Below are 16,953 nucleotides of genomic sequence, written 5' to 3'. Positions count from 1 at the left end.
GTTTTCTCCTTCCTGACAAGCCGCTCCCAACGAGCGGCTTGTTTTTTTATCTCTCGCAAACAATAATCAATCTCATTATCGATTGAGAGATTGTCATGTTTGCCGAAATCGATCGCTCGGTCCTCAGCCGCTGGTACTGGATGAGCACCCGCATCCGCTGTGCGCTGCAGCCTGACGAGCCGCGGCTGCTGGACCTGTTCCTTGGCGAGACGCGCTACCTGGTCGCCTGGGAGCGGGTGCCGGCCTGGCATCTGTTCGAGAAGTGCTACCAGCTGTTGCTGGACACCGGCCATGACATCGCCCTGCCCTGGCACTGGCGCATCCACTGCCTCAATCACGCCTACCGCCCATTCCACGAACTGCAATGCCTGGCCCGCAGCGCCGAGCAGCGCCAGCGACTGAGCCAGTTGGCGCTGCGCCTGGCAAGCCAGGACATGCAGCCATCCCTGAGTTACCACGAACCGCAAGAAGGAATCGAGAATGACTGACAGCCGTATCGAACGCGACAGCATGGGTGAACTGGCGGTGCCCGCCGCCGCGCTGTATGGGGCGCAGACCCAGCGTGCGGTGAACAACTTCCCGGTCAGCGGCCGGCGCATGCCGCTGTCGTTCATCCGCGCCCTGCTGCTGGCCAAGGCTGCCGCGGCGAAGGCGAACGTCGCGCTGGAGCAGATCGATGCGGAAGTCGGCAGCGCCATCGTCGCCGCCTGCGAGGAACTGCTGGCCAGGGACTGCCTGGAGCACTTCCCGGTCGACGTGTTCCAGACCGGCTCGGGCACCAGCTCCAACATGAATGCCAACGAGGTGGTGGCGACCCTGGCCGGCCGTCGCCTGGGTCGTCCGGTCAATCCCAACGACCAGGTCAACTGCGGTCAGAGCAGCAACGACATCATCCCGTCGACCATCCACATCAGCGCTGCGCTGGAACTGCAGGAGCGCCTGCTGCCGGCGCTGAATCACCTGCAGCAGACCATCGAGCGCAAGGCCGGCGAGGTTCATCACCACATCAAGACCGGCCGCACCCACCTGATGGATGCCATGCCGGTACGCCTGAGCCAGGTGCTCGGCGGCTGGGCGCAGCAGGTACGGCAGGCCACGGCCAACCTCGAAGCGGTCCTGCCGGCGCTGCAGCAACTGGCCCAGGGCGGCACGGCGGTGGGCACCGGAGTCAACGCTCATCCGCAGTTCTCCGCACGCTTCTGCCAGGAGCTGAACGCCCTGACCGGCCTGGCGTTCCGTCCGGGCGACGACTTCTTCGCCCTGATCGGCGCGCAGGACACCGCGGTGGCCGCCTCCGGCCAGCTCAAGACCCTGGCCGTGGCGCTGATGAAGATCGCCAACGACCTGCGCTGGATGAACTCCGGCCCGCTCGCCGGCCTCGCCGAGATCGAGCTGGAAGCGTTGCAGCCGGGCTCGTCGATCATGCCGGGCAAGGTCAACCCGGTGATCCCGGAAGCCACGGCGATGGTCGCCGCACAGGTCATCGGCAACGACGCCACCATCGCGGTGGCGGGCCAGTCCGGCAACTTCGAACTGAACGTGATGCTCCCGGTGATCGCCGACAACCTGCTGCAGAGCATCCACCTGCTGGCCAACGTCAGCCGTCTGCTGGCGGACAAGGCCATCGCCAGCTTCAAGGTCAACGACGCCAGCCTGCGCGAGGCGCTGTCGCGCAATCCGATCCTGGTGACGGCGCTGAACCCGATCATCGGCTACCAGAAGGCCGCGGAGATCGCCAAGCAGGCCTACCGCGAAGGACGGCCGATCATCGACGTGGCGCTGGAAAACACCGATCTCGACCGCGCCCGCCTGGAAACCCTGCTGGACCCGGAGAAGCTCACCGCCGGCGGTCTCTGATACTTCGCGCCGCAATGCTGGAGGAAAGTGCCATGCGCCATTGGCAACGCACCATCGAAATGGGTAACCGCTGCTTCATCAACAACGAGTTGATCGATGCGCGCGAGCACTACCTCCATGCACTGGCACTGGCCCAGGTGCTGCTGGAGCGCTGGCACGACGCCGAGGAGGCGGTGGCGGCTTTCGTCATCTCCCACCACAACCTCGGTGACCTGCATCTGCAACTGGGCCAGCCGGAGGAGACCGTCGAGTATCTCTGCGCCTGTCATGAGCGCCTGCTCAGGATCGGCGCGAATGCCCGGTTGAACGAGGACCTGCGTGCGGCGGCAGTGCGGCATAGCCGCCGCACCTACGTCGAACTGCTCAATTTCATCGGCGAGCACGGCACCTATCCACGCACCGAACGGCTGCTGAGCCGCCAGGGCAGCGTGGAGCTGCGCCCGGGACTGTTCGCGACACCGCAATCGATGCGTTACCACTAAGGAGTCAGCATGCCCCACACATTGCCTGAGCTGCCGTACCGCTACGACGCCCTGGAACCGCATATCGATGCGCAGACCATGCAGATCCACCACAGCAAGCATCACCAGACCTATGTGAACAACCTGAACGCGGCGCTGGAGGGCAGCCCGTTCGCCGAACTGCCGGTCGAGGACCTGCTGCGGCGGCTGGACAGCCTTCCGCCGGAGTTGCGTACCCCGGTCATCAACAATGGCGGCGGGCACGCCAATCACTCTCTGTTCTGGCAGGTGATGGCGCCGGACGGCGGCGGCTTGCCGGATGGCGACCTGGCTGCCGCGATCGACAGTCAGTTGGGAGGTCAGGCGGCCTTCCGCGAGGCGTTCACCAAGGCCGCGCTGACCCGTTTCGGCAGTGGCTGGGCATGGCTGAGTGTGAATCCGCAAGGGAACCTGCTGGTGGAAAGCACCGGCAACCAGGACAGCCCGCTGATGCAGGGCAATGTGCCGATCCTGGGGCTGGACGTCTGGGAGCATGCCTATTACCTGCGCTACCAGAATCGCCGCCCGGAATACATCGCCGCCTTCTACAACGTCATCGCCTGGCCGGAGGTGGCCCGTCGTTACCGCCTGGCGCTGGATGAGGCGGGGCGTGTGCGATGAGAGGGCTGAATGGCGATCACGCGGACGAGGTCGGTCGATGCGCGTGATCATCCAGAACATGGTCGAGGGCAACGGTCGCAACCTGCGTTGCCTGCTCGGCGTGGCAATCCTGCTCGGCGGCGGCTGGCTGCTGGGCCAGCGCCTGCTGGAACTGGCGCAGGCGGAGTTGCCGGCGCCGATCTACCTGGCCCTGCATGGCGGCCTGTTGTGCGCCCTCGGCACGGCCATCGGAGCGCTGCCGGTGCTGGTGGTGCGCAGCATGCCGTCGCGGGTGGCCGACACGCTGCTCGGCTTCGGTGCCGGGGTGATGCTGGCGGCGACCGCCTTCTCGCTGCTGCTGCCGGCGCTGGATGCTGCCGAAGCGCTGGGCCGTTCTCCGCTCGCCGCGGCTCTGCTGGTAAGTCTCGGTCTGGGCATGGGCGCATTCGGGCTGGCAGTGTTCGGCCGGGTGCTGGAGGACGGTCATCGCAACCTCGAACAGGCCCCCTTGGGCGCATTGCCGCCGAGAATCCTGCTGTTCGTCGCCGCCATCATCCTGCACAACATTCCCGAAGGAATGGCGGTCGGCGTCGCTGCCGGCGGGGGAGTGGAGGGAGCCAGCGGACTGGCGCTGGGCATCGCGCTGCAGGATGTGCCCGAAGGCCTGGCTGTCGCCCTGGTGCTGGCTGGTGCCGGGATGTCGCGCGGGCGGGCGATGCTGGTTGGTGTCGCTTCCGGAGTGGTCGAGCCGCTCTTCTCGGTGCTGTGCGCCTGGCTGGTGGGGATTTCCCAGATGATCCTGCCATGGGGCCTGGCTGCGGCGGCGGGGGCGATGCTGTTCGTGGTCGCGCGCGAGATCATTCCCGAGTCGCAGCGTCACGGCCACGCTGGCGAGGCGACCCTCGGCCTGATCGTCGGTTTCTGCCTGATGATGGTGCTGGATACGTCGCTGGGTTAGTGCGCCGTCGCGTAACGGCTACTTGAATCGCGTGCTGCCTTGCCGTGCCTCGATGTGACGGCAAGCGTCCCTCTTCATGACTTCCGCGGCAGCAGGCCAGGCGAGTGCTTCACTCGCCTTCGTCGAACTTGTTGTTGATCAATTCGACCAGCGCCTGCAGCGCCGCTTCGTCCTGCTCGCCTTCCGCCGCGAGGTGCAGATTGGTGCCCTTGCCGGCGGCCAGCATCATCACCGACATGATGCTCTTGCCGTCCACGCTGCTCTCCGGGCTGCGCCCGACACGGATCTGACAGGGAAAGCGGCCCGCCACGCCGACGAACTTGGCGGCGGCGCGCGCATGCAGGCCGAGCTTGTTGATGATGGTGATTTCGAGAGAGGGCATCGCGAGAGGCTGTCCTTTTATTGTGTGTCAGGGCGTGTAGTCGATTGCTGCTGTGGATCGACCCGTGCCCTAGCTCAGGTCGCGGTGGCGAATCTGTACGTTCTGCAGGGTTTCGATAAGCGCCTCACCAATCCTTTCGGCCAGGTAGACCGAGCGGTGATGCCCGCCGGTGCAGCCGATGGCAATGGTGACATAAGCGCGGTTGCTGGCGGCGAAGCGCGGCAGCCATTTGTTCAGGTAGCCGAGGATGTCCTGGTACATCTCTTCGACATCGGGCTGTGCCGCCAGGTATTCCTGGACTTCCCTGTCCTGGCCGGAAAGCTCGCGGAGTTCGGATTTCCAGTAGGGATTCGGCAGGCAGCGCACGTCGAACACCAGGTCGGCGTCCACCGGCATGCCACGTTTGAAGCCGAAGGACTCGACGAGGAAGGCGGTGCCCAGCGCCGGCTTGTTCAGCAGGCGCAGCTTGAGCACATCGCGCAGCTGATAGAGGTTCAGGTGCGTAGTGTTCAGCTTCAGGTCGGCCAGGTCGGCAATGGGCGCGAGCAATTGACGCTCGTCGGCGATCGCCTCTGCCAGGGAGCGTGTGTCGGTGGTCAGCGGGTGGCGCCGGCGGGTTTCCGAGAAGCGCTTGAGCAGCGTCTCGTCATCGGCATCGAGGTACAGGATGTCGCACTGGATGTGCTTGTCCCGCACTTCCTGAAGCAGTTCCGGGAAGCGCTGCAACTGGCTAGGCAGGTTGCGCGCATCGATGGATACGGCGACCTGCGGGTGCAGCAGTTCGGTGTGCAGCAGGGCGCGTTGCGCCAGGTCGGGCAGCAGGCTGGCCGGCAGGTTGTCGATGCAATAGAAGCCGTTGTCTTCGAGCACATTGAGCGCCGTGCTCTTGCCCGAGCCGGAGAGGCCGCTGACGATGACCAGACGCATGGCTATTACCGGCCGTTCTGCACGTCCACCACGATCTGGTACAGCTCTTCACCGTTGCGCGCATTGCGCAGGCGGTCGCGTACCTCGGAGCGGTCGAGCATGGATGCGATCTGCCGCAGCAGTTCGAGGTGCTCCTCGGTGGCGGCTTCCGGGACCAGCAGGACGAACAGCAGGTCGACCGGCGCGGCGTCGAGGGCGTCGAAGTCGACTGGTGCGTCCAGGTGGAGGATGGCGCTGATCGGCGCCTGGCAACCGGTGAGGCGGCAGTGCGGAATGGCGATGCCATTGCCGAAGCCGGTGGAGCCGAGACGTTCGCGGGCCACCAGGCTTTCGAATATGTCTTGCGCGTCGAAACCCGGCAACTCCCGGGCAATCAGGTTGGCGATTTGTTCGAGTACGCGCTTCTTGCTGCCTCCCGGCACGTTCACGAGGGAACGGCCGGGGGTCAGGATTTGCTCAAGTCGGATCATAGGGAGGGGTTAACGAACTCCAACGCCTTGCTGGCGTTCGAGGAACTTTTCCTTGTGCTTGATCAGTTGGCGGTCGAGCTTGTCGGTCAGGAGGTCGATGGCTGCATACATGTCTTCGTGTTCTGCGCAGGCAACCACTTCACCACCGGCGATGTGCAGGGTGGCTTCGATTTTCTGCTTCAGTTTTTCGACCTCCATGATGACCTGAACATTGGTGATCTTGTCGAAGTGGCGCTCCAGTCGGCCGAGTTTTTCGCCGACATAGTCGCGCAGGGCGTCGGTCACATCCAGTTGATGTCCACTGATGTTGACTTGCATACCGCTTTCTCCTTGTTACCCGTGTAAAAGTGGCAGGTTAATCAACCTGCCGCCGGATCACTTTGGTGTGGGTCAACGTCATACCAGTCGCTTGCGTTCGCTCGATGGGGCAATCCCTAGGGATTCCCGATACTTGGCGACGGTACGACGCGCCACCTGAATGCCCTGTGCCTCCAGTAAACCAGCGATCTTGCTGTCGCTCAACGGCTTTTTCGGACTTTCTGCCGCAACCAGTTTCTTGATGATCGCGCGGATGGCGGTGGACGAGCATTCCCCGCCCTCGGAAGTACTGACGTGGCTGGAGAAGAAGTACTTCAGCTCGAAGATGCCACGGGGGGTATGCATGAATTTCTGCGTGGTGACCCGCGAGATGGTCGACTCGTGCATGCCGACCGCTTCGGCGATGTCGTGCAGGACCAGCGGCTTCATCGCCTCCTCGCCGTAGTCGAGGAAGCCGCGCTGATGCTCGACGATCTGCGTGGCGACCTTCATCAGCGTCTCGTTGCGGCTCTGCAGGCTCTTGATGAACCAGCGCGCCTCCTGCAACTGGTTGCGCATGAAGGTGTTGTCGGCGCTGGCATCGGCGCGGCGCACCAGGCCGGCGTATTGCGCGTTGACGCGCAGGCGCGGCACGGCTTCCTGATTCAGTTCGACCAGCCAGCGGTCGTTGTGCTTGCGTACGATGACGTCGGGCACCACGTACTCCGCCTCGCCTGACTCGATCTGCGAGCCGGGGCGCGGGTGCAGCGACTGGATCAGTTCGATGATCGCGCGCAGCTCATCTTCCTTGATCCGCATGCGCCGCATCAGTTGGCTGTAATCGCGGCTGCCGAGCAGCTCCAGGTGATCGCTGACCAGACGCTGCGCCTCGGCCAGCAGCGGAGTGCTGGCGGGCATCTGGCGCAGTTGCAGGAGCAGGCATTCACGCAGGTTGCGCGCGCCCACACCGGCGGGTTCGAGCTGCTGGATGCGCCGCAGAACGACTTCGACCTCATCCATCTCGACGTCCAGTTCCGGGTCGAGGGAGGAGAGGATGTCGTCCAGCGACTCTTCCAGGTAGCCGTCGTTATTGATGCCGTCGATGATGCTGAGGGCGATCAGGCGGTCGGTATCGGACATCGGCGAGAGGTTCAGCTGCCACGCCAGATGGCTCTGCAGGCTTTCGCCGGCGGAGGTGCGGGCGGTGAAGTCCCACTCGTCATCGTCATTGCTGGGCAGGCTGCTGGCGCTGGTCTGGTAGATGTCTTCCCAGGCGGTATCCACCGGCAGCTCGTTGGGGATGCGTTCGCCCCATTGTTCGTCGTCCAGGCTGTCGACTGTCGGCGGGGCGGATTCCTGGAAGCTGGATTCCTGGGGAGCGGCGCTGGCCGACTCGCTGCCTTCGGCGAAAGTATCGCTGCCGTCGAAGTCCTCGCCATCTTCCTGGCGTTCGAGCATCGGGTTGGACTCCAACGCTTCCTGAATCTCCTGCTGCAGGTCCAGCGTGGAGAGTTGAAGCAGTCGGATGGCCTGTTGCAGCTGCGGAGTCATCGTCAGCTGCTGACCCATCTTGAGGACGAGCGATGGTTTCATGGCAGGAACTAAGCACCTTGTTCGCTGGCGCTGGGGCGCGCCATATCCACGACTACGGACGCCGGAGCATCTAACCCGCAGCGCCGCTAGGAAGCAAATTATATGCCTGAGATTTCCGACTTTGCCTAGAGCAATGCGGATTATTCCGATGGCACTTTCGATGAAATGTAGCGCTACAAGAGCTCTGGCGACGAGGTGCGCCAGAGCCTTGCGGGGTGGGTGGGGTCAGAGGCGGAACTCGTGACCGAGATAGACTTCCTTGACCAGGTCGTTGGCCAGGATGGTCGCCGAGTCGCCTTCGGCGATCAGTTGGCCGTCGTTGACGATGTAGGCGGTTTCGCAGATATCCAGGGTCTCGCGGACGTTGTGGTCGGTGATCAGCACACCGATGCCCTTGGCCTTGAGGTGATGGATGATCTGCTTGATGTCGTTGACCGAGATCGGGTCGACGCCGGCGAAGGGTTCGTCGAGCAGGATGAACTTCGGCGCGCTCGCCAGGGCGCGGGCGATTTCCACCCGGCGCCGCTCGCCGCCGGACAGGCTCATGCCGAGGTTGTCGCGGATGTGGTGGATGTGGAATTCCTCGAGGAGGCTTTCCAGCGCCTGCTTGCGTCCGCCGCGATCGAGGTCCGTGCGGGTTTCCAGGATCGCCATGATGTTGTCGGCCACCGACAGCTTGCGGAAGATCGAGGCTTCCTGCGGCAGGTAGCCGATGCCGGAGCGGGCGCGGCCGTGCATCGGCAGGTGGGTGACGTCCTGCTCGTCGATGCGCACCACGCCCTGATCGGCGCGGACCAGGCCGACGATCATGTAGAAACAGGTGGTCTTGCCGGCGCCGTTGGGGCCGAGCAGGCCGACGATTTGCCCGCTGTCGATGCTCATGCTGACGTCGCGGACGACCTGGCGGCCTTTATAGCTCTTGGCGAGATGCTGGGCTTTTAGCGTGGCCATTACTGCGCTTGGTCCTGCTTTTTCTTGGGCTGGATGATCATGTCGATGCGCGGGCGCGGCGTGGTCACCTGGGTGCCGGTGGCGCGGCCTGCGTTGACGATCTGGCGCTGGGTGTCATAGACGATCTTCTCGCCCTCGAAGGTGTTGCCTTCCTGGATCACCTTGGCCTGGTCGATCAGCACGACGCGGTTCTGCGTCACGAAGTACTGGATGGTCAGGCCATAGGCGTGGGTGAGTTCCTTTTCCGGCTCCGGCTTCTGCTCGAAGTGGGCGGGTTTGCCCACCGAAGTGACGACTTCGATATCGCCTTCCTTGTTCTGCTTGAGCGTGACGGTGTTGCCGGTCAGCTTCATGCTGCCCTGGGTCACGACCACGTCGCCGCGGTAGACGGCGACGCCCTGCTTGTCATCCAGCTCGGCGCTGTCGGCCTGGACGCGGATGGGCTGCTCGCGGTCTGTCGGCAGTGCCCAGCTGGCGGAGCTGGCCATGGCTGCAGCGAGACCGAGAAGAAAGGGGAGGGTGTTAACGAACCTCATGCTGACCTCTTACGTTGGACAGCAGGTGCATCCGGCTGTCTTTCAGATACGCTTTCATTCCAGTTGCGGTCGTCACCCCGTTGGGCTCCTGGATCCTCACGGGCTGCTCGGTCTGCGCCAGGTCCTCGTCGGGGAAGACAGTCATGCGTGTGGTGGTGAGCAGCAGCGAGCGCCCCTTGGCATCGGTGCGGGCAACACGCACGTCGTCGATCAGTTCCACCTGCTTGCCCCCCGGCGCGACTTCGGCGCGCACGCTCTGGACATGCCAGGGCTGCGGCTCGTCGCTGCGGAAGAAGAACAGGTTCGGCGTGGTCACCTGAGTCGTGTCGGTGGTCTTCTGGTGTTCCAGCTTGTCGGCGGTCATCTCGTACTCGAGCGAACCGTCCGTGCGGTACTGGATGCTGCGCGCATTCATCGCATAGTAGTCGATGGATTCGCTCGGCTGCGGCCTGGACGGCCCTTCGGTGAACAGGTCCAGGCGCACGTTCCAGTAGTAGCCCAGCGCGATCAGCAGCACCGCGATCAGTATGAGCAACAGCTTCTGGCGGAAAGTCTTCGGCATGGTCTGCTCTAGAGATAGGCGCCTTGCGCGGCTTCGAGATTGCCCTGCGCATCGAGGATGAGTTCGCAGAACTCGCGGGCCGCGCCTTCGCCCCCGCGCGCCCGGGTCACACCGTGTGCATGCTGGCGGACGAATGCATCGGCATTGGCGACCGCCATGCCCAGGCCTACCCGGCGGATGACCGGCAGGTCGGGCAGATCGTCGCCCAGGTAGGCGACTTCTTCATAGCCTAGCCCGAGTTCGGCAAGCAGTTGGTCGAGCACCACCAGTTTGTCTTCGCGGCCCTGGTAGAGGTGCTGGATGCCCAGGTTCTGCGCGCGGCGCTCCACCACCGGGCTTTTGCGGCCGCTGATGATCGCAGTGCGTACGCCCGAGGCAATGAGCATCTTGATGCCGTGGCCGTCCAGGGTGTTGAAGGTCTTGAACTCGCCGCCATCGGGCAGGAAGTAGAGCTTGCCGTCGGTCAGTACGCCGTCGACGTCGAATACCGCCAGGCGTACCGCCCGGGCGCGTTGCTGCAGGTCTGCGCTCATTCAGATCACTCCGGCGCGGGTCAGGTCGTGGATATGCAGGACACCCACCGGCCGGTCGCCTTCGTCCACCACGACGAGCGCGCTGATCTTGTGGTCGTCCATGATCTTCAGCGCCTCGGCGGCGAGCATGTCCGGGCGCGCGGTCTTGCCATGGACCGTCATCACCTGGTCGATGCTTACCTGGCGCACGTCCAGGCCCTTGTCGAGGGTGCGGCGCAGGTCGCCGTCGGTGAAGATGCCGGCGAGCGTGCCGTCGTCGTTGAGGACGATGGTCATGCCCAGGCCCTTGCGGGTCATCTCCAGCAGGGCGCTGCTGAGCGAGGTGCCGAGGGCGACCTGCGGCAGTTCGTCGCCGGCGTGCATGATGTTCTCCACCAGCAGCAGCAGTCGGCGACCGAGGGCGCCGCCCGGATGCGAGAAGGCGAAGTCTTCGGCGGTGAAGCCGCGGGCTTCGAGCAGGGCGATGGCCAGGGCGTCGCCGAGCACCAGCGATACGGTGGTCGAGGAGGTCGGCGCGAGGTTGAGCGGGCAGGCTTCCTGCTCGACGCTGGCATCCAGGTTGACCATCGCGGCCTTGGCCAGCGGGGAATCCGGGTTGCCGGTCATGCTGACCAGCGCGATGCCGAGGCGCTTGATCAGCGGCAACAGGGTGACGATCTCGGCGGTGGAGCCGGAGTTGGACAGGGCCAGCACCACATCGTCGCGGGTGATCATGCCCATGTCGCCGTGGCTGGCTTCGGCCGGGTGGACGAAGAATGCCGGCGTACCGGTGCTCGCCAGGGTTGCGGCGATCTTGTTGCCGACATGCCCGGATTTGCCCATGCCGACCACCACCACGCGCCCCTTGCAGGCCAGGAGCAGTTCGCAGGCTCGGGTGAAGTCGGTGCCGATGCGCGCCAGCAGCGTGTCGACCGCTTCGCGTTCGAGACGAATGGTGCGTTGCGCCGACTGGATGAAATCGAGGTTCTTGCTCATGTTCGACTGGCGTGGGGCAAAGTGAAGGGCGAGATTATAACGGTAAAGCGCGTCCGGCTCATAACTCGCATATTCGATATCGTGCGCAGATTGTTGAATTCGTGCCCGAATCGGCCATCCCAGGCCCTTGGGCCGCCTCCCTCGGCGATGGTATAGTTCGCCGCCGTTCGGTCTGCCTTGCATCGAGTGCATCCGCTGCTTCGTGGGGTACTTACAGGGACAGGGCCGTCTCGCAAGGAGTTCTATGAGCACCGATGAAAAATACGCGGTCGAGTTGAAAGGAGTGACCTTCAAACGCGGCCAGCGTGCGATTTTCGACAATGTGGATATCCGCATCCCGCGTGGCAAGGTCACCGGGATCATGGGGCCTTCCGGCTGCGGCAAGACCACGCTGTTGCGCCTGATCGCCGCCCAGTTGCGCCCCGCCAAGGGCGAAGTGTGGGTCAATGGCCAGAACCTGCCGGAGCTGGGCCGCAGCGACCTGTTCGACATGCGCAAGCAGTTCGGCGTGCTGTTCCAGAGCGGCGCGCTGTTCACCGATCTGGACGTCTTCGAGAATGTCGCCTTCCCGCTGCGGGTGCATACCGACCTGCCGGAAGAAATGATTCGTGACATTGTTTTGATGAAGCTGCAGGCGGTCGGCTTGCGCGGCGCGGTGGATCTGACGCCTGATGAGCTGTCCGGTGGCATGAAGCGCCGGGTTGCGCTGGCCCGCGCGATTGCGCTGGACCCGCAGATCCTGATGTACGACGAGCCGTTCGTGGGCCAGGACCCGATCGCCATGGGCATGCTGGTGCGACTGATCCGTTTGCTCAACGACGCGCTGGGTATCACCAGCATCGTGGTTTCCCACGACCTGGCCGAGACCGCCAGCATCGCCGACTACATCTATATCGTCGGCGAGGGACGGGTGCTTGGACAGGGAACGCCGGCGGAGTTGAAGGAACTTGACGATCCGCGCGTGCGCCAATTCCTCCATGGGCTGATGGATGGACCGGTACCGTTCCACTATCCCGCTCGCGACTATCGCGCAGACCTTCTGGGAGAACGCTGATGCGCAAGACTTCCTCGCTCGAGCGCATCCGACTGCTCGGGCGTGCGGGCCTCGACGTGCTCGAGGCGCTTGGCCGCTCCACGCTGTTCCTGCTGCATGTGGTGTTCGGTCGCCGCGCGCCGGGCAGCGGCCTGCACCTGCTGATCAAGCAACTGTACGCGGTTGGCGTGCTGTCGCTGGCGATCATTGTGGTGTCCGGGCTCTTCATCGGCATGGTGCTGGCGCTGCAAGGCTTCAACATCCTGGTCAGCTACGGCTCGGAGCAGGCGGTTGGGCAGATGGTGGCCCTGACCCTGCTGCGTGAACTCGGCCCGGTGGTTACCGGTCTGCTGTTCGCAGGGCGTGCAGGCTCCGCGCTGACCGCCGAGATCGGCAACATGAAATCCACCGAGCAGCTTTCCAGCCTGGAAATGATCGGTGTCGACCCGCTCAAGTACATCGTCGCGCCGCGCCTGTGGGCCGGCTTCATCTCCATGCCGCTGCTGGCAATGATCTTCAGCGTCGTCGGCATCTGGGGCGGGGCGATGGTCGCTGTGGACTGGCTGGGAGTCTATGACGGCTCGTTCTGGGCGAACATGCAGAACAGCGTGGAATTCAACAAAGATGTGCTCAATGGCGTGATCAAGAGCGTTGTGTTCGCCTTCGTGGTGACCTGGATCGCGGTATTCCAGGGTTACGATTGCGATGCCACTTCCGAAGGGATCAGCCGTGCGACGACGCGAACCGTAGTCTATGCCTCCCTCGCAGTGCTGGGGCTGGACTTTATCCTGACCGCTTTGATGTTTGGAGACTTCTGATGCAAACCCGCACCCTGGAAATCGGTGTAGGCCTTTTCCTTCTCGCTGGCTTGCTGGCTTTCCTGCTGCTGGCCCTGCGCGTCAGCGGACTGACCATCGGCAACAACGGCGACACCTACAAGGTGTACGCGTACTTCGATAACGTCGCCGGCGTCACCGTGCGTGGCAAGGTCACCATGGCTGGCGTGACCATCGGCAAGGTGGTTGCGGTGGATCTCGATCGCGACAGCTACCGTGGCCGCGTGACCATGGATATCAGCGACAAGGTCGACAACCTGCCGGTGGATTCCACGGCTTCGATCCTGACCGCTGGCCTGCTGGGCGAGAAGTACATCGGCATCAGCGTCGGCGGCGAGGAAGCACTGCTCAAGGACGGCAGCACCATCAACGACACCCAGTCCGCACTGGTGCTGGAAGATCTGATTGGTAAATTCCTGCTGAATTCGGTCAAAAAAGAAGAGCCCAAGCAACAATGAGGATGAATGTCATGCTGACTCTCATGCGTCGCGGCCTGTTGGTCCTGCTCGCTGCGCTGCCGCTGTTCGCCAATGCCGCACCCAGCGCCCAGCAGGTCGTGCAGCAGACCGTGGACAGCCTGTTGTCCGACCTGAAGACCAACAAGCCGGCCTACAAGGACGATCCGAAGAAGCTTTACGCCAGCCTCGAGCGGATTCTCGGCCCGGTGGTCGACTCCGAAGGTATCGCCAAGGGCGTGATGACCGTGAAGTATTCGCGGCAGGCTTCTCCCGAGCAGATCAAGCGCTTCGAGGAAAACTTCAAGAGCAGCCTGATGCAGTTCTACGGCAACGCCCTGCTCGAGTACGACAACCAGGGCATCCGCGTGCTGCCGACCAGCGGCAAGCAGGACCCCGAACGTACTTCGGTCAACATGGAGATTCGCGGCAGCAGCGGCGCCATCTACCCGGTGCAGTACACCATGGTCAACCAGGCTGGTAACTGGCGTGTGCGCAACGTGATCATCAACGGCATCAATATCGGCAAGCTGTTCCGTGACCAGTTCGCCGAATCGATGCAGAAGAACGGCAACGATCTGGAGAAGACCATTGCCGGCTGGGGGCAGGTCGTCGCCAATGCCAAGGACACTGCCAAGGGCCAGCCGAACGGAAGTACGGCTGAATGAGCCAGGCCAGCGTCACCGAGGTCAGCGCCGGTCAGCTCAAGCTGGCCGGGGTGCTCGACTACCGCACCGGTCCCGCGTTGCGCGAGCAGGGCAAGCGCCTGATCCGGGAGAGCCGGGCGAGCAGCCTGGTAGTGGACTGCTCGGCGGTGGAGAAGAGCAGCAGCGTCGGGCTTTCCCTGCTGCTGGCGTACCTGCGCGATGCGCGCAAGGCCGGCAAGAGCCTGCAGGTGCGCGGAATGCCCGAGGATATGCACAAGATCGCCCAGGTCGGCGGCCTGCTGGAAATCATCCCGCTGCATGACTGATGGCGTCCCCGGTGCGGGGCGCAACAGCCCTCCGTCCGCGTCTTCCCCATGCGGGGTTCGCAGGCGGAGGGCTTTTTTGTATCATTGCCGGCCCCGTGCGCGTTAGGCGCCGATTGAGGTTGAGCATGCAGGCCGTAGAAGTCAAAACTCTCCTGGAAGCGAAGCTGCCGGGTACCCAGGTCGAAGTGGAAGGCGAAGGCTGCAACTTCCAGTTGAACCTGATCAGCGACGAGCTGGCCGGCATGAGCCCGGTGAAGCGTCAGCAGCAGATCTATGCCCATCTGAACGACTGGATCTCCAATGGCAGCATCCACGCCGTTACCATGAAATTCTTCAGCTGCGCCGCCTGGGCCGAACGCTCCTGAGACCTCGGGAAATCATTGCTATGGATAAACTGATCATTACTGGCGGCTCGCCCCTCGATGGCGAGATTCGCATTTCCGGCGCGAAGAACTCCGCGCTGCCGATCCTTGCCGCCACGCTGCTGGCGGATACTCCGGTCACCGTCGGCAACCTGCCGCACCTGCACGACATCACCACCATGATCGAGCTGTTCGGTCGCATGGGCGTGCAGCCGGTGATTGACGAGAAACTCAACGTCGAGGTCGATGCCACCAGCATCAAGACCCTGGTCGCGCCTTACGAACTGGTGAAGACCATGCGCGCGTCGATCCTCGTGCTCGGCCCGATGGTCGCGCGCTTCGGCGAGGCTGAAGTGGCGCTGCCGGGCGGTTGCGCCATCGGTTCGCGTCCGGTCGACCTGCACATCCGTGGTCTCGAGGCCATGGGCGCGGAAATCGCCGTCGAAGGCGGCTACATCAAGGCCAAGGCTCCGGCCGGCGGCCTGCGTGGTGCGCACTTCTTCTTCGATACCGTCAGCGTGACCGGTACCGAGAACATCATGATGGCGGCGGCGCTGGCCAACGGCCGCACCGTGCTGGAAAACGCCGCGCGCGAGCCGGAAGTCGTCGACCTGGCCAACTTCCTGATCGCCATGGGCGCGCAGATCCAGGGCGCTGGTACCGACACCATCACCATCGACGGCGTGAAGCGCCTGGGTGGCGGTGCCAAGTACAACGTGCTGCCCGACCGTATCGAGACCGGCACCTACCTGGTGGCGGCCGCCGCCACCCGTGGCCGCGTCAAGCTCAAGGACACCGATGCGACCATCCTCGAATCCGTGCTGCTCAAGCTGGAAGAGGCGGGTGCCCACATCAATACCGGCAACAACTGGATCGAGCTGGACATGAAGGGCAATCGGCCGAAGGCGGTGAATATCCGCACCGCGCCGTACCCGGCATTCCCGACCGACATGCAGGCCCAGTTCATTTCCATGAACGCCGTGGCCGAAGGCACCGGCGCGGTCATCGAGACCGTGTTCGAGAACCGCTTCATGCACGTCTACGAGATGAACCGCATGGGCGCGCAGATCCTCGTCGAGGGCAACACCGCCATCGTCACCGGCGTACCGCGACTGAAGGGCGCTCCGGTCATGGCTACCGACCTGCGCGCTTCCGCCAGCCTGGTGATCGCCGGCCTGGTTGCCGATGGCGATACCCTGATCGATCGCATCTACCACATCGACCGTGGTTACGAGTGCATCGAGGAGAAACTCCAGTTGCTCGGCGCGAAGATCCGCCGTGTGCCGGGCTAACGGGGACTGTTGCTGCTCATGCTGACCATCGCGCTGTCCAAGGGCCGCATTCTCGACGATACCCTGCCGCTGCTCGCCGCGGCGGGGATCGTGCCGACCGAGAATCCGGACAAGAGTCGCAAGCTGATCATTCCCACCACGCTGGATGACGTGCGCCTGCTGATCGTCCGCGCCACCGACGTGCCGACCTATGTCGAGCACGGCGCCGCCGATCTCGGCGTGGCCGGCAAGGATGTGCTCATGGAGTACGGCGGCCAGGGCCTGTACGAGCCTCTGGACCTGCGGATCGCCAACTGCAGGCTGATGACCGCCGGAGCGGTCGGCGCACCGGAGCCCAAGGGCCGCCTGCGCGTGGCCACCAAGTTCGTCAATGTCGCCAAGCGCTACTACGCCGAACAGGGCCGTCAGGTCGACGTGATCAAGCTGTACGGCTCCATGGAGCTGGCACCGCTGGTCGGCCTGGCCGACAAGATCATCGACGTGGTGGACACCGGCAACACCCTGCGCGCCAACGGTCTGGAGCCGCAGGAACTGATCGCCAACATCAGCTCGCGACTGATCGTCAACAAGGCGTCGATGAAGATGCAGCACGCGCGCATCCAGGCGCTGATCGACACCCTGCGCGAGGCCGTGGAGTCTCGACACCGGGCGTGATTTCCAGCGCAGCGAACAGCTGCGCCCGCCTATCCGTGTCATAGCCAAATTTTCTCGGGTGCCCGCACGGTAGGCTTGCTAGTCTAGCGGCGCCCGAGAACCTGTTCATGAGCTGCTGCGCTCGGCCATGCTGCGTTGAAAACGGATTCGGAATGCTCATTTACTGCTTGTAAACTCCGCTTCCTCATCCATTTTCGCCTTGCCTGA

General features: G+C 63.7%; 23 protein-coding genes. 13 read left to right on the top strand and 10 right to left on the bottom strand.

The genetic code is table 11. The features are described from left to right. Nucleotides 1-95 precede the first annotated feature (95 nt). From JFY56_RS07505 to JFY56_RS07485, 5 genes are read left to right on the top strand one after another with little or no spacing between them, the layout of a single operon-like run. Complete coding sequence (locus JFY56_RS07505) at nt 96-488, top strand: FagA protein (RefSeq protein WP_208312908.1); 393 nt, start codon at nt 96-98, stop codon at nt 486-488. Next, complete coding sequence (gene fumC / locus JFY56_RS07500; RefSeq protein WP_208312907.1) at nt 481-1,857, top strand: class II fumarate hydratase FumC; 1,377 nt, start codon at nt 481-483, stop codon at nt 1,855-1,857. Before JFY56_RS07505 ends, fumC begins: the two co-directional genes overlap by 8 nt. Before the next feature lie 32 nt (nt 1,858-1,889). Continuing rightward, nucleotides 1,890-2,339, top strand: a complete 450-nt coding sequence (locus JFY56_RS07495) for a hypothetical protein (protein WP_208312906.1) — start codon at nt 1,890-1,892, stop codon at nt 2,337-2,339. 9 nt (nt 2,340-2,348) lie between these two features. Continuing rightward, nucleotides 2,349-2,978, top strand: coding sequence for a superoxide dismutase (locus JFY56_RS07490; protein ID WP_208312905.1), 630 nt, complete (start codon nt 2,349-2,351; stop codon nt 2,976-2,978). A gap of 37 nt (nt 2,979-3,015) precedes the next feature. Further along, on the top strand, nt 3,016-3,915 hold the full coding sequence (locus tag JFY56_RS07485) for a ZIP family metal transporter (protein ID WP_208312904.1): 900 nt from the start codon (nt 3,016-3,018) through the stop codon (nt 3,913-3,915). A 109-nt stretch (nt 3,916-4,024) separates the two neighbouring features. Here JFY56_RS07485 and JFY56_RS07480 read toward each other — a convergent pair whose 3' ends face one another. The 10 genes from JFY56_RS07480 to JFY56_RS07435 all read right to left on the bottom strand — a co-directional run bounded on the left by JFY56_RS07480 (nt 4,025) and on the right by JFY56_RS07435 (nt 11,141). Next, complete coding sequence (locus tag JFY56_RS07480) at nt 4,025-4,297, bottom strand: HPr family phosphocarrier protein (RefSeq protein ID WP_208312903.1); 273 nt, start codon at nt 4,295-4,297, stop codon at nt 4,025-4,027. 69 nt (nt 4,298-4,366) lie between these two features. Continuing rightward, on the bottom strand, nt 4,367-5,224 hold the full coding sequence (gene rapZ, locus JFY56_RS07475) for an RNase adapter RapZ (RefSeq protein ID WP_208312902.1): 858 nt from the start codon (nt 5,222-5,224) through the stop codon (nt 4,367-4,369). Nucleotides 5,225-5,229: 5 nt separating this feature from the next. Further along, nucleotides 5,230-5,694, bottom strand: coding sequence for a PTS IIA-like nitrogen regulatory protein PtsN (gene ptsN / locus JFY56_RS07470; protein ID WP_208312901.1), 465 nt, complete (start codon nt 5,692-5,694; stop codon nt 5,230-5,232). Nucleotides 5,695-5,703: 9 nt separating this feature from the next. Continuing rightward, nucleotides 5,704-6,012: a ribosome hibernation-promoting factor, HPF/YfiA family gene (gene hpf, locus JFY56_RS07465; RefSeq protein WP_208312900.1), complete on the bottom strand. Its 309-nt coding sequence runs from the start codon at nt 6,010-6,012 to the stop codon at nt 5,704-5,706. A gap of 78 nt (nt 6,013-6,090) precedes the next feature. Beyond that, nucleotides 6,091-7,584, bottom strand: coding sequence for an RNA polymerase factor sigma-54 (locus tag JFY56_RS07460; RefSeq protein ID WP_208312899.1), 1,494 nt, complete (start codon nt 7,582-7,584; stop codon nt 6,091-6,093). Between the two features lie 225 nt (nt 7,585-7,809). Then, on the bottom strand, nt 7,810-8,535 hold the full coding sequence (gene lptB / locus JFY56_RS07455; RefSeq protein WP_208312898.1) for an LPS export ABC transporter ATP-binding protein: 726 nt from the start codon (nt 8,533-8,535) through the stop codon (nt 7,810-7,812). Continuing rightward, a complete protein-coding gene (lptA, locus tag JFY56_RS07450) occupies nt 8,535-9,071 on the bottom strand; it encodes a lipopolysaccharide transport periplasmic protein LptA (RefSeq protein ID WP_208312897.1) in 537 nt (178 codons plus the stop codon). The genes lptB and lptA overlap by 1 nt, the downstream gene beginning before the upstream one ends. Continuing rightward, nucleotides 9,058-9,633 (bottom strand): LPS export ABC transporter periplasmic protein LptC, encoded by a 576-nt coding sequence (gene lptC / locus JFY56_RS07445; protein WP_208312896.1) that lies wholly within the window; start codon nt 9,631-9,633, stop codon nt 9,058-9,060. Before lptC ends, lptA begins: the two co-directional genes overlap by 14 nt. An 8-nt stretch (nt 9,634-9,641) precedes the next feature. After that, nucleotides 9,642-10,166, bottom strand: coding sequence for a KdsC family phosphatase (locus JFY56_RS07440; RefSeq protein WP_208312895.1), 525 nt, complete (start codon nt 10,164-10,166; stop codon nt 9,642-9,644). Further along, a complete protein-coding gene (locus JFY56_RS07435; protein WP_208312894.1) occupies nt 10,167-11,141 on the bottom strand; it encodes a KpsF/GutQ family sugar-phosphate isomerase in 975 nt (324 codons plus the stop codon). Nucleotides 11,142-11,385: 244 nt separating this feature from the next. On the opposite strand from JFY56_RS07435, the gene JFY56_RS07430 reads away from it, so the two are divergent. The 8 genes from JFY56_RS07430 (at nt 11,386) to hisG (ending at nt 16,746) form a co-directional block, all read left to right on the top strand. Continuing rightward, nucleotides 11,386-12,195: an ATP-binding cassette domain-containing protein gene (locus JFY56_RS07430; protein WP_208312893.1), complete on the top strand. Its 810-nt coding sequence runs from the start codon at nt 11,386-11,388 to the stop codon at nt 12,193-12,195. Next, on the top strand, nt 12,195-12,992 hold the full coding sequence (mlaE, locus tag JFY56_RS07425) for a lipid asymmetry maintenance ABC transporter permease subunit MlaE (RefSeq protein WP_208312892.1): 798 nt from the start codon (nt 12,195-12,197) through the stop codon (nt 12,990-12,992). The genes JFY56_RS07430 and mlaE overlap by 1 nt, the downstream gene beginning before the upstream one ends. Then, nucleotides 12,992-13,468, top strand: a complete 477-nt coding sequence (gene mlaD, locus JFY56_RS07420; protein ID WP_208312891.1) for an outer membrane lipid asymmetry maintenance protein MlaD — start codon at nt 12,992-12,994, stop codon at nt 13,466-13,468. Before mlaE ends, mlaD begins: the two co-directional genes overlap by 1 nt. Nucleotides 13,469-13,479: 11 nt before the next feature. Continuing rightward, nucleotides 13,480-14,133, top strand: coding sequence for an MlaC/ttg2D family ABC transporter substrate-binding protein (locus JFY56_RS07415; protein ID WP_208312890.1), 654 nt, complete (start codon nt 13,480-13,482; stop codon nt 14,131-14,133). Then, nucleotides 14,130-14,438 (top strand): STAS domain-containing protein, encoded by a 309-nt coding sequence (locus JFY56_RS07410; RefSeq protein ID WP_208312889.1) that lies wholly within the window; start codon nt 14,130-14,132, stop codon nt 14,436-14,438. Before JFY56_RS07415 ends, JFY56_RS07410 begins: the two co-directional genes overlap by 4 nt. Before the next feature lie 125 nt (nt 14,439-14,563). Continuing rightward, on the top strand, nt 14,564-14,803 hold the full coding sequence (locus tag JFY56_RS07405; protein WP_208312888.1) for a BolA family protein: 240 nt from the start codon (nt 14,564-14,566) through the stop codon (nt 14,801-14,803). A 20-nt stretch (nt 14,804-14,823) separates the two neighbouring features. Next, nucleotides 14,824-16,092 carry a UDP-N-acetylglucosamine 1-carboxyvinyltransferase gene (gene murA / locus JFY56_RS07400; RefSeq protein ID WP_208312887.1) on the top strand — a complete coding sequence of 423 codons (1,269 nt, stop codon included), beginning with the start codon at nt 14,824-14,826 and terminating at the stop codon, nt 16,090-16,092. Between the two features lie 18 nt (nt 16,093-16,110). After that, nucleotides 16,111-16,746, top strand: coding sequence for an ATP phosphoribosyltransferase (gene hisG / locus JFY56_RS07395; protein ID WP_208312886.1), 636 nt, complete (start codon nt 16,111-16,113; stop codon nt 16,744-16,746). Nucleotides 16,747-16,953 lie beyond the last annotated feature (207 nt).

It is taken from the genome of Pseudomonas schmalbachii (assembly GCF_017589465.1).
Lineage (GTDB): Bacteria > Pseudomonadota > Gammaproteobacteria > Pseudomonadales > Pseudomonadaceae > Pseudomonas > Pseudomonas schmalbachii.
Note: the sequence above shows the minus strand (reverse complement) of the source record. Positions and strands in the feature narration are given on the sequence as shown.